General features: G+C 43.7%; 10 protein-coding genes. 8 read left to right on the top strand and 2 right to left on the bottom strand.

Annotated elements, in window-relative coordinates:
- Window positions 1–106: 106 nt before the first annotated feature.
- Complete coding sequence (locus NSTC731_RS23680; protein ID WP_445627062.1) at window positions 107–1,564, bottom strand: hypothetical protein; 1,458 nt, start codon at window positions 1,562–1,564, stop codon at window positions 107–109.
- 130 nt (window positions 1,565–1,694) lie between these two features.
- Here NSTC731_RS23680 and NSTC731_RS23675 point away from each other — a divergent pair, with 130 nt between their 5' ends.
- The 8 genes from NSTC731_RS23675 to NSTC731_RS23640 all read left to right on the top strand — a co-directional run bounded on the left by NSTC731_RS23675 (window position 1,695) and on the right by NSTC731_RS23640 (window position 10,139).
- Entirely contained in the window at window positions 1,695–2,132 is a 438-nt protein-coding gene (locus NSTC731_RS23675) for a YidH family protein (protein WP_445627061.1), read from the top strand.
- A 500-nt stretch (window positions 2,133–2,632) separates the two neighbouring features.
- The gene (locus tag NSTC731_RS23670; RefSeq protein ID WP_445627060.1) at window positions 2,633–3,511 is read left to right on the top strand and encodes an STAS domain-containing protein; all 879 of its coding nucleotides are present in this window, start codon (window positions 2,633–2,635) and stop codon (window positions 3,509–3,511) included.
- A 13-nt stretch (window positions 3,512–3,524) separates the two neighbouring features.
- Window positions 3,525–3,938, top strand: coding sequence for an STAS domain-containing protein (locus tag NSTC731_RS23665; RefSeq protein ID WP_445627059.1), 414 nt, complete (start codon window positions 3,525–3,527; stop codon window positions 3,936–3,938).
- Window positions 3,877–4,323 carry an anti-sigma regulatory factor gene (locus NSTC731_RS23660; protein ID WP_445627058.1) on the top strand — a complete coding sequence of 149 codons (447 nt, stop codon included), beginning with the start codon at window positions 3,877–3,879 and terminating at the stop codon, window positions 4,321–4,323. The genes NSTC731_RS23665 and NSTC731_RS23660 overlap by 62 nt, the downstream gene beginning before the upstream one ends.
- Before the next feature lies 1 nt (window position 4,324).
- Window positions 4,325–5,332 (top strand): ATP-binding SpoIIE family protein phosphatase, encoded by a 1,008-nt coding sequence (locus NSTC731_RS23655; RefSeq protein ID WP_445627057.1) that lies wholly within the window; start codon window positions 4,325–4,327, stop codon window positions 5,330–5,332.
- Between the two features lie 93 nt (window positions 5,333–5,425).
- Window positions 5,426–7,615: an ATP-binding protein gene (locus tag NSTC731_RS23650; protein ID WP_445627056.1), complete on the top strand. Its 2,190-nt coding sequence runs from the start codon at window positions 5,426–5,428 to the stop codon at window positions 7,613–7,615.
- A 10-nt stretch (window positions 7,616–7,625) separates the two neighbouring features.
- Window positions 7,626–9,599: a hybrid sensor histidine kinase/response regulator gene (locus NSTC731_RS23645; protein WP_445627055.1), complete on the top strand. Its 1,974-nt coding sequence runs from the start codon at window positions 7,626–7,628 to the stop codon at window positions 9,597–9,599.
- A 261-nt stretch (window positions 9,600–9,860) separates the two neighbouring features.
- Window positions 9,861–10,139 carry a hypothetical protein gene (locus NSTC731_RS23640; RefSeq protein WP_445627054.1) on the top strand — a complete coding sequence of 93 codons (279 nt, stop codon included), beginning with the start codon at window positions 9,861–9,863 and terminating at the stop codon, window positions 10,137–10,139.
- A gap of 157 nt (window positions 10,140–10,296) precedes the next feature.
- Here NSTC731_RS23640 and NSTC731_RS23635 read toward each other — a convergent pair whose 3' ends face one another.
- Window positions 10,297–12,702 (bottom strand): hypothetical protein, encoded by a 2,406-nt coding sequence (locus tag NSTC731_RS23635; protein WP_445627053.1) that lies wholly within the window; start codon window positions 12,700–12,702, stop codon window positions 10,297–10,299.
- Window positions 12,703–12,773 lie beyond the last annotated feature (71 nt).

Here is a 12,773-nt window from a genome sequence, read left to right as displayed (position 1 = left end):
GATATATATCTTTACCTTATTTACTATTGTAAAGATTCTCGCGAGCGCTTGGGATTTTCTCAGAATCTTCAATAATGTGTTAATTTTTACATAAGTGTTACTTAAATCACGCTCTTTCCTTGAGCGCCTGTTTAGCAAACCTACTAACCCTGCCTTGCGAATCATTGCTTAACCGCTCCAAAATTGAAATCGGTGTATTGATATTTGTGGCTACATTTGCCCGAATACTGTAGTCGGCATGAACTGCTAATTGTTCTACCAAATAGACGGGGGTATTGGGATGAGCAGCGATCGCGCCTAGAGCATCAATCGTATTTGCATGTTGCGTTTGGTTGATTTTTAGATAAAGCTTCTCTAGCCCATCTGAGGGTGTATTGGGGTTTTTAGCGAGATTTCTGAAAAAATCAGTGCTTACAAATTTAGCTTGATAGTCTATAAGTGCAAGCAGCATAGTAGGTGGTGTTTTCAAAGATGATGCGATCGCCCTTACTACCTCAGACTCATTCATCTGCAACAGATTTTCTAACACTTTTGGAGTAATGTCAGAACGTCTCACCAATTCAAGCGCACTTTGTTTATAGAAGATTTGATTCGATGACGAGACTCGCTGATGTTGCTTAACCAAGAACTCTGCAAAAAATTCTAGAACGGTAGAGGTTGCATTGGGATTGTTTACGGCTTTGAAGGCTACATATTGATCGAAGGGTGCATATTCATCATCCTGCGCGAGCTTTTCTAAAACCTTTGCAGGGGTTGAGGGATGGGAAGCAACCAATCGCCGGATATAGACTCGTCGATCGCTGGCTAACCGCTCTAGCAAGTCGATGGATGTTCCAGGTTTTCCCTCGATAAAATTGATGATGGCGATCGCAGTTTCGGAAACATTTGGATGGTTCTTGACTAGATCGCGAATTTCTTTCTCATTTTCTCCCGCTAGTTTTTCCAATATTGCGCTTGGTGCTTGAGGATTTCGAGCAATTGTTTTATGTAAACCTCTCCAATCTGCAAACGTATTGAGCAGGGATAAGGGTGTTTTGGGGTTCTCAGCGATCGCTATTTTGATATTCCAGCTTCCATCCTCGGCTAGTTGAAGCAATAACGATTCAGAAGTATTCAAATTTTGAGCGATCGCGGTAAAGAGTCCATCAAAATCAGATTCATCAGCATTTTCGTGATCGCAGAAAAGAGGCGGGCCTTCTACTACAAGTCGTTCCAGGATGTGAAGAGGTGTCTTTGGATTTCCAGCCACAGCACAAAGAATTTCCTTATCCTCGATTTTGGATAACTGAGCGATCGCACTTTCACTAGTTGTTGTGCTACGCGCTAAAGAGAGTCTAACGAAATGACTCTCAGGATTTTCCAGCAGCAAAAGATTGAAAATCGGGTTCGCCGTAATTGCGTCTGGAAACTCCTTACCTAATTTCAGCAACACTTCAGTAGGCGTATTCGGATTTTTAGCTACAGCCTCACGAACTTCTGGCTGAGGATGCAAAGATAGCTCCTCAAGCACCACAACCGAAGTTTCAACAGCCGAAGCTAATGCAAAATCGTTGTCATCAAGCATAGTAAAGATTTTTATAGATATAGAATGAGTTTTCCCAAAATCTAAGGACACTTTTAGATTAGACTTTTACGAAACTTCATCAATATTACGAATACTTTTAAAGAGGAACTTGGCGTCAGACAGCTACATTATGGATAAAATACCGAAAATTGACCGTCAAAGGGAACATCAAGCCAACGAACGGACATTTCTGGCTTGGTTACGCACTTCTATTGCATTGATTGGCTTTGGTTTTGCGATCGCGCGATTTGGTATATTTCTGCGCCAGTTGAATATTACTATTACTCAACAAGAACCTCCGGTAAGTCCATTATCTAGCTCGGAAAATTTGGGTATTGCTTTGGTAATTTTTGGAATTTCGACTATTGCCTTAGCTGCGTGGCGATACAACCAAGTTTTCTGGCAAATTGAAGCAGGGAACTATAGACCAAATAGGTTAATGGTTTGGATAATGGCTGGAGTTGTAATTCTTTTGGGATTTTTCTGTATTCCTTTGCTCCTATGGCGGGATAAAGTACCTTCTCGTTCTCCGCTTCCCATTCAACCACAGTCTCGAAATTTGCATTAAATACAGCAGGAGTCAACCAATTTTAGATTTTATACCAATTTTTTATGAAGCTGCATATAATTCGATCCCCCCTAGCCCCCCTTAATAAGGGGGGAACCGGAAAAACATCTATCAAAGTCCCCCTTAATAAGGGGGGAACCGGAAAAACATCTATCAAAGTCCCCCTTTTTAAGGGGGATTTAGGGGGATCAAGATATATGGAACTTCACATTAAATTGGTATTAGATTTTAGATTTTGGATTAAATGAAAATCTGGAATCTAAAATTGCCACGGTCAGAATTTAGGAGTCAAAATACACTTTTTTTTAAACGATCGCATTTTTTTGTAACTTTTTTGCCGATCCTCGATCAATATTAGCGTAGGCGTAGCCCAACCCAGGCATCGCTCTATGTCTGCTCAATTTATTGCACTTCATATCTAGCAAGCTTTTAGGCTTTTAGGCTTTTTGTAATCATCGCTTTCACCTTGGGCTGAATCGTCATACACTGATTTTGAACTAATGAAAGCGGTTGCCCTCAAAGAAACGATGAGCGAAAGTAAGATATCAGAGATATTAGAAACCTTCGAGGCAGACTTGCTGTCGGAGTGGACTCAGGAACTAGCCACTGTGAATATTCGCAGAGGCTTGATTAAAGAAGCACAGCTAAAGGAAGAGTGCCGAGAATTCCTGAGTTTGTTTCGGATTGCCGTTGGGCGGGGCAACTTTACCAATATTCAGGCAGCGCAGTGGCAGGAAATGCGGGAGATGCTCAACAGCATTTCTCGATCGCGATCGCAAAATGGTTTCACACCCTCAGAAACGGCTACATTCGTCTTTTCGTTCAAGCAACCCCTCTTCAAGCGAATGCGTCAGCAATTGAAAGACCCCATTGAGTTGGGTGAACAAATATGGCTAGCTACAAACTTACTGGATCGGCTAGGATTGCTGACAATTGAGATGTATCAAAAGACACGGGAAGAGGTGATTTTGCGGCAGCAGGAAGAGTTAATGGAACTGTCTACGCCAGTGGTGAAACTTTGGGAGGGAATTTTGGCATTGCCGATTATCGGCACTCTAGATAGTGCCCGGACTCAAATGATGATGGAATCGTTATTGCAGAAGATTGTCGAAACAGAGTCAGAAGTTGCCATCATTGATATTACCGGGGTTCCCACCGTCGATACCCTGACTGCTCAACATCTGCTCAAGACAGTTACCGCCGCCCGTCTCATGGGAGCCGATTGTATGATTAGTGGCATTCGCCCTCAAATTGCCCAAACAATCGTTTATCTCGGCATTGATTTGACAAATGTAGTCACAAAAGCAACCTTAGCCGATGCCTTTCTCACGGCGCTAAAACGGTTGGGAACGACCATTACCCGCTCTCAATCCAAATAACTGGAAGAAAGCAATGGAAAGCATTCCTATACTTAAAATGGGCAATTTTCTACTTGTGACAATCCAGGTAGATATGCACGATCGCCTCGCCATCATGCTACAGGAAGACTTGACTAACCGCATCACTCAAACCCACGCTCGCGGTGTCCTGATCGATATTTCCGGATTAGAGATTGTTGATTCCTTCATTGGTAGGGTTTTAGCCAACATTGCCAGAATGTCACGGGTGCTGGATGCTGAGACAGTTGTCGTCGGGATGCAGCCTGCTGTGGCAATTACCTTAGTGGAATTGGGGTTGTCGCTGACGGGGATTCGCACTGCTTTAAACATCGAAAAGGGGATGGCATTGTTGCGATCGTCACTCAATGGAACCACAAATCAAATCACTGCCACTAAATGGCGTGCAGATGATGATGCAGAAGACTGAAACCATCGAGATTCAATCTTCTACAGATGTAGTTTTAGTTCGGCAGTCTGTGCGCCAGATGGCCGTGGAAATAGGCTTTGGCTTAGTAGACCAAACTAAAATTGTTACCGCCGCCAGTGAGTTAGCCCGCAATACCCTAGACTACGGAGGGGGCGGCACAGTCAAACTAGAAACGCTTCAGGAAGGGCGACGACGAGGACTCCGACTGACCTTTGAAGATCGGGGGCCGGGAATTTCCGATATCGAACTGGCGCTCAAGGATGGATTCACCACGGGCAACGGGTTAGGTATGGGGCTGGGTGGTGCGAAACGACTTGCCAACGAGTTTGAGATTCAGTCTGCGGTGGGAGAAGGAACACGGATAATCATTGTACGATGGAAATAAAATGAGAGAATCTGTCACCGTCACAATTACTGAATCTAGCCAAACTGGAGAAGCCAGACGGGTAGCGATGGCTTTAGCAACTCGGCTCGGTTTTCAGGAAATAGAACGGGGCAAGGTTGGGATTGTGGCGACAGAAATTGCGAACAATTTGGTGCAGCACGCCCACGGCGGAGTTGTACTACTGCGATCGCTCAAGGAAAATTCCAAAATTGGCATTGAAATCTTAGCGCTAGATAAAGGGCGGGGAATGGTCGATGTGGATGAGTGTTTGCAAGATGGCTTTTCCACAGCCGGAACCTTGGGTAATGGTATGGGTGCAATTCGTCGCCTTTCTGGTTTCTTGGAAATTTACTCCATTCCCAACCAAGGAACAGCGCTCTTGGCTCACCTCTGGCTAAACCCAGCACCCCATCAACCTGAAAAGTTTTTAGAAATTGGAGCGATCTGTTTGCCCAAAAGAGGAGAAGATGTTTCAGGAGATACCTGGGCATCAGAAGTCGATAGTTGCCGTAACCTGTTGCTAGTAGCTGATGGTTTAGGGCATGGGCCTGCGGCGGCTTCTGCTGCTTCCGCAGCCGTAAGAATGTTTCAAGAACACATTCATCGTTCTCCGGGGGCGATCGTCGAAGCTGCCCACGCCGCCTTGCGAAGTACGCGAGGCGCAGCACTCGCCATTGCCGAAATCGACTTTGAGCAACAGTCTGTCCGCTTTGCTGGCATTGGCAACATCGCTGCCAGCATTTTCTCCTTTACTGAGCACCGCCATCTGCTATCTCACAATGGCACGGTGGGACATGAAATCCGCAAAATTCAAGAGTTTAGCTATCCCTGGTATGCCAACGGAATTTTAATTATGCATTCTGACGGATTAAGCGCTAAGTGGCAGATCGATCGCTATCCAGGCTTGATGCAAAAACATCCCAGCCTGATTGCAGGCGTGCTATACCGAGACTTTAACCGAGACCGGGATGATGTGACAGTGTTAGTCGCGAAAGGAATGGGGAGATGACTAAATAATTCGTAATTCGTAATTCGTAATTCGTAATGGGCTACGCCCCGCTACGCTAACGTAATTCGTAATTAAAGGTACAAACCTTGAAGAATGTGCAATTTTGAATTGGAGCGAAGCAACTTGACAATCCTTTTGGCGATCGCTATCCAGTACGAACAGGATGTTGTGCAAGCTCGGCAACGAACTCGTGAGATCGCCGAGCAGTTGGGCTTTGATGCTCAAGATCGGGCGCGATTGGCAACGGCAGTTTCCGAAATTGCCCGCAATGCGTTTCAATATGCCCAAGGCGGAACAGTTGAATTTTCTGTGGCGGGAGAGCCGCAGACGTTTCTGATTCAGATTCAAGATCGGGGTGAGGGCATTCCTGATTTAGCAGAGGTTTTGGCCGGACGCTACACCTCTGATACGGGAGCGGGGCTAGGCATCGTGGGTACTCGGAGATTGATGGATTTATTTGAGATTGAATCGCTGCCGAAGCAGGGAACAACGGTAACAATCGGCAAAAGGTTGTCGAAGCGCACACCTACTTTCACCGATTCGCAATTGCAGCAGATTCGAGAAACCGTAATTGGGCGATCGCCCGAAAATCCCTATCAAGAAATCCAGCAGCAAAATCAGGAATTACTCCGGGCGATGGCAGAACTACGCAAGCGTGAGGAAGAACTAAGCCAACTGAATCAGGAATTGGAAGATACCAATCGCGGTGTGGTTGCTCTCTATGCAGAACTGGATGAAAAAGCTAGCTCCCTGCAACAGGTAAATGAACTAAAAACCCGCTTTCTCTCGAACATGAGCCACGAGTTTCGCACGCCGCTCAACTCGATTTTGTCCCTCTCTCGAATGCTGCTAGCCCGGATGGATGGCGATTTAACTGTGGAGCAAGAAAAGCAGGTGACATTCATCCAAAAGGCGGCAAGCGGATTATCAGAACTGGTCAACGACTTGCTGGATTTGGCAAAGGTGGAAGCTGGAAAAATTGAAGTGCATCCCAGTTCCTTTGAAGTTAGTGAATTGTTTGCCACGCTGCGGGGGATGCTGCGCCCCTTATTAGTTCAAGGCTCCTCTGTAGCGCTGATTGTCGAGGAACCTGAAGGTATTGCGCCCCTCTTTACCGATGAGGGGAAAGTCGCTCAAATTCTGAGAAACTTTGTCTCGAATGCGCTCAAATTTACCGAGCAGGGAGAGGTGCGCCTCACCGCTGTGCAAACGGGTCACACCGTCAGCTTTTCCGTATCTGATACGGGCATCGGTATTGCTCCCGCCGATCGAGAGCGGATTTTTGAGGATTTTATGCAAATTGAGTCCTCTCTGCAAAAGCAGGTGAAGGGAACCGGTTTAGGATTGCCGTTATCGCGTAAGTTAGCGGAGTTAATTGGCGGCAGCATTTCGGTGAAAAGTCAGCCGGGTAAAGGCTCTACCTTTACAGCATTAATTCCCATCGTCTACCCAGATGCCACCGAATTGACCACCGGACTGCAACCAATTGTATCAGTTGAGACAACTCGTTTGCCGATTCTGGTGGTTGAAGATCATCCAGAAACCCTATTTATTTACGAAAAGCACCTTCAAGACTCAATCTATCAATTGATTGCTACCCGCACCTTAGCTCAGGCAAGGCTAGCCTTACAACAATTTCGACCGTCGGCGATTATGCTAGATATTCTGCTGGAGGGGCAAAATGGCTGGACGTTCTTGCGGGAAATCAAAGGAGATGAAACAACTCGCACGATCCCTGTACTCGTGATTACCATCATTGATAACGAAAAGCAAGCACTGGCGCTAGGAGCAGACGGTTTTCTAATTAAGCCGGTAGACAGATTGCCCCTGTTAAACAAACTTAATAGGCTAATTACTGAGAACAAGCCTCAAACAATCTTGTTGATTGATGATGACCCCGCTTATCGGTATCTTGTGAAACAGTTGTTAATAAATACACCGTTGAGTATTTTAGAAGCCGCGAATGGACAGGAAGGATTATATTTGGCACAACAGGAACAGCCAAACGCGATCGTCTTAGACTTGGAGATGCCAGAGATGAGTGGATTTGAGGTACTCAAGCAGCTTAAGAACAACTCCGTCACTCAGTCGATTCCGGCGATCGTCTACTCATCTGCCCAACTGGATGCAGAAGCACATAGCCGATTAGCGCAACAAAGCATAGCCATTGTTTCCAAAGAAACAGGCTCTCAAACGACGGCGATGTCTGACGACAAGCCGCTACGCATCTACGCTCAACTTCAAGATGCGCTCGTCAAAGCCGGACTTGTTCTAGAGGTTTAAGGGAAAAGTCATGTCTGAGCCACGGGTTACGATCCTGCATGTTGATGATAACGAAGCCAATCGTTACGTTGTTACCCGTATTTTGCAAAATGCAGGCTTTAGTGTCCTGGAAGCGGCAACTGGAACGACAGGGTTAGAAGCTATTGCTAACTTTCAGCCTGACTTAGTAATTTTAGATGTCCAACTACCAGATATCACCGGTTTTGAAGTTTGTCGCCAAATTAAGGCAAACCCTGAAACGACTTTTATTCCCGTACTACACCTTTCTGCAAGTTTTATCCAAAGCCAGGATAAAGCAGAAGGCTTGGATAGCGGTGCTGATGCTTATCTAGTGCAACCTGTTGAACCGATTGAACTGCTTGCCACCGTGCGATCGCTGCTGCGAATTCGTCGGGCGGAGGAAGCTGCTTTGTCCTCAGCGCGGGAGTGGCAAACTACCTTTGACTCCATGAAGGACGGCGTATCTCTGGTAGATCGAGAAGGGATAATTCTGCGTTGTAATCGAGCGATGATGCAGCTTTTTGGCAAGCCCTACCACGAAATTTTAGGTTATGCTCACCATGAGTTGATGAGCGCAGAATTGGGAATCGGCGATGGCACTTGTTTTCGGCGTGCGAAAGAAACTCACCAACGGCAAGTTCTCGAATTTCAGTCGAAAGGACAGTGGTTTGCCAAAACCATCGACCCAGTATTTAATGGGGATGGGACTCTCACTGGTGCCGTTTTCATCTTGTCCGATATCACCGAACGTAAACGAGCAGAAGCCTTGCTGCAAGATCAAAACGATCGCCTCAATCAACTGATGATTTCCTTGCAGCAACAGACCGAACAAGCGCAACAAGCCAACCGCATCAAAGATGAGTTTTTGGCAGTGCTATCTCATGAATTGCGATCGCCCTTGAATCCAATTCTGGGTTGGGCAAGAATTCTGCAAAAGAGTCACCAAGATGCAGCCAAAACTCAGTACGCCCTAGAAACCATCGAGCGCAATGCGAAACTGCAAGCACAATTAATCGAAGATTTGCTCGATGTGTCGCGTATTCTCCAAGGTAAGTTGGCTTTAGACACAGTTCCAGTCGGTCTTACTTTTACTATCAAAGCTGCCCTTGAAACCGTGCGCCTTGCTGCTGAAGCTAAATCTATTCAGATTCAAACAATATTTGAACCGAACGTTGGACAAGTGTTGGGTGATTCTGGTCGCTTGCAACAAATTGTTTGGAATCTACTTTCTAACGCGATTAAATTTACCTCAGAGGGTGGTCGAGTAGAGGTGCGGTTAGAAACAATCAAGGATGAAGTAGATACTCATCTTGCAAAATACACTCAAATTACTGTCAGCGACACTGGTAGGGGGATCTCTAGTGACTTTCTGCCCTACGTCTTTGACTACTTCCGCCAAGCCGATGGGACAACGACGCGAAAATTTGGCGGGTTGGGGTTAGGGCTAGCGATCGTGCGTCATTTGGTTGAATTGCACGGCGGAACCGTTCAAGCAGCCAGTCCTGGAGAAGGGCAAGGAGCAGTATTTCAAGTTAAACTTCCACTGATCGCTGCTTCAAAATTAAATCAAGTTAATACTGCCGATCGCGATCGCTCAGACTTCAATCTCAATGGATTGCAAACGCTGCTTGTAGATGATGACAAAGATTCGCGGGAGTTCATTGCCTTCGTGCTAGAACAGTACGGGGCACAAGTGACTGAGGCGGACTCAGGACATGATGCTCTAAACAATTTGATGCAAGCAAAATTTGATTTATTAATTAGTGATATTGGTATGCCCGATATGGATGGCTACACCTTAATTCGTCAAATTAGAAAGCAGCCGCCCGAACAAGGTGGAGAAATTCCAGCGATCGCTTTGACTGCTTATGCGGGAGAAATCGATCGACAACAAGCAATAGCCGCCGGATTTCAACACCATATTTCCAAACCAATTGAGCTAGAAGTATTAATACAGGCTATTTTGACGATAGTAACGGTTTAGCAACCTGAATTTTGCCTTATCTATTGAAGCTAATCTCTGAAATCATCTTTAGCATTGTTTCTGCGATCGCGGCGTTTAATAAACCTATTTTAAGTAAACGCTCATTCGTAATAGGTTAACTTACTTCTGCTATAATCCAACATCTAAAAGAGAATAAGCTAAAACACATTTAATTTGCATATTAAAATTTTCTCAATGTCTTGTGGGGTAGGCATCTTGCCATTGGTGTTAAGTTAAGGCAGAAGCCCAAATGTCAAAGGTATGTTCGTCAAATTCGGGCAGTCGTTCATCGAATTCGGGCAGCCGTTTATTGAATTCGGGCAGTCGTTCATCGAATTCGGGCAGTCGTTTATTGAATTCGGGCAGTCGTTTATTGAATTCGGGCAGTCGTTTATTGAATTCGGGCAGTCGTTTATTGAATTCGGGCAGTCGTTTATTGAATTCGGGCAGCCGTTTATTGAATTCGGGGTGTCGTTCATCGAATTCGGGCAGTCGTTCATCGAATTCGGGCAGCTGTTTATTATTTTTGTTCAATTTTAATTTGAGGAGGATAAAACCTAAACACAAAAAGACTTTTCATCCAGTCCCCAGTCCCCAGTCCCTAGCTATACTATTTTACCCCAGTGATTTCATCTTAACTTGACACTAATGGCATCTTGCCCGCCCTGATTATGCAACTTTAATGCTGATTAGCTTACTACTTTAAATTATCCCGTGCAGCAGCACGAACAATACGATTGGGGTCTTGGGTTAGTTGTTGGCAAATATCGCGGTCAGTATTTGGATTTTGAGCGATCGCATATCTTTCTGGCCAAAACCAAGATTTATAGTATCTTGCCAGAAATGAACTCGGTATATGAGGATTCATCAGAACCAAAAAGCGAGAAAATGATGGGCGATCGGGAAATTTTAGACACCGATCCAAGAAAGGAATCGCCGCTTCTGGTTCTTGGGTCAGTAAACTTTTAACAGCAGCTAAATTGAGTGGATTAAAGTGAAATCCCCCACGTACTGAGGGTTGAGTAGCTAACTGAATTAGTAAATCTTTCGGCGCACCAGGATTTTGAGCGACTGCTAAAGGTAATCTTCGATCTGGATGCTCTATAAATTTAGTTAGAATCTTGGCTGGAGTTTTCGGATGTTTAGCTACAGCTAATTTGACAATTAACTTATCGTCAGCTAGTTTTGCCAGAATTGAACTATCAACGTTAGGATGTCGAACAACTTTAGTTTTGACAGCAGTGTACTCACTATTTGCTAGTTCTCGTAAATCTAATAGAGATAAATTTGGATTTTCCAAGCTTGCTAATTGTTCTCTAAGCATCGAATCAAGTTTGGGATTAGCCAAAGCAGCTGCTCTAACTTCTGGATTGCGATCGTCAATTAACTTGTCTAAAGAGTTTTGAGTAATATTGTGATGACTAGCTACCAAAACTCTCACTCCCTGGATTGGATGCTCCACTAATTTTGATAGGATTTGCGGTGAAGTGCTAGGAGCGCTTGCTAGAATTACGCCATAGTATTCTAAATTAGAAAATTTAATAAATATTGGACTATGGTCTTTATATCTACCTCTGTCAAAATCCTTAAGCATATTTTCTCGGTAGGATCTTCTGCGTCTCGAACCCCTATTGTTTTGTATCAAGGCAAGTAAACATAGATTAATTGTTGGGTTATTTATGGGGATGGGAATGCTTCTTACTTTTTTGCTCCAATATCTATCTTTTAACTTCGTAAACAAAGTGTCTAAATCGGTAATTACAGGGTTGGTTTGATTGGTAGAATGATTTGGTAGTTTAGTATGCCCTATTGGCAGTATTCCCGAAAGTAAATCGAAAGCTATTGATTCTCGCTGTTTTAAATAAGTAATACATTCAGCGATTAATTGAGAAACTCTGGGGTGGTTTTCCAGATTATTTAAAATCGAACGAGGTGTGTCAGTAGAAGAAACAATCTTTAATAAAGTACTTGTATATTCGTGTACTGACTTTTGATTTAAATAAGGTAAAGTGCTTTCATCAATTGCTCCTGCGTACCACAATCGTACTTCAATTCCTTCTTCATCATTATTTAAAATAGGCAGTTGCGCTCTATCAATTTTGCTTTCCGCTAGATCGCGCCATCCAGTTTCCAACTCTCCAGCATAATTAATATGTAGCTTTGCTGCTTCAGCAATAAAAGGAAGGCTATTTTTCGCTAGCTTATCGAGTAATTCTTTAGGTGTTTTCGGATGATTAGCAATAATATTGAGAATTCCTGTAAATGTCTCAAGCTGAGATGCTGCTTTTAAAAAATTTGTGGATATTTCTGGCAATTGCACCAATTTAAACATCAGCCTACGTGGAATAAAAAGAATAAGGTTTGGTTTCTTATTTAAAGCCACCTTATCCCAGAAAGTAATGTCATCATTGGGACAATCAAGACGTAACTGAGCAACTTCTGCAACAATATCCTCCTCAGATGTTGATAACTCCAATAGTTTTTTTCTAGAAGTATTTTGATGACTAGCTATAACAATTAAAATCTCTCTCCATTTCCAAAATTTTTCAAAAGAGAATGTACTCAAATACCCTATATTCATCCGAAGATATTTAATGCCATATTGCTGCTCCAGAGAGAAATGTCTAAAATATTCCTTATTCCGAACACGCTTAATATTAGTCTCACAAATGCCAGCAGCAAATTCTAGAAAAGATGTTGGTACATTAGATGCACAAACAAGCTTTAATAGTAAGTGAGACTTTAATAGTAAGTTAAAGTTGACATTTTGCAGAGTTGATAAATCATAAGCCGGATTGCTGTTGATATTTTGCAGAATTGATAAATCATAAGCCGGATTGCTAAAGAATTCTTCAGGAAATAGATGCGCTAGTCCGATTAACCATTGTGTTGGTGTATTGGGATTGCTTGCGATCGCTCTTTGCATTTCCGAATCTTTGTTAGTTCTGGCTTGTATCGCAAGTTCTGCTAATAAACTACTATCGGCGAGAGGATTTGCAGCAACTAATTTCGTTAGTTCATCATTAATTGCAGCTAGCTCTCGTAATCTTTGTGGTGAAGTGTTATGATTTTTTGCTTCTTGCTTAAGCGAATCGAGTGACATTAACTTAACAACTTTCTTTTACTATTTCAGCAATATCATTTTTAATTTACTCGGATATTTCAGTAAGTGCT

Source organism: Nostoc sp. DSM 114167 (genome assembly GCF_052692655.1).
This window is presented reverse-complemented; position numbering and strand designations above follow the sequence as displayed.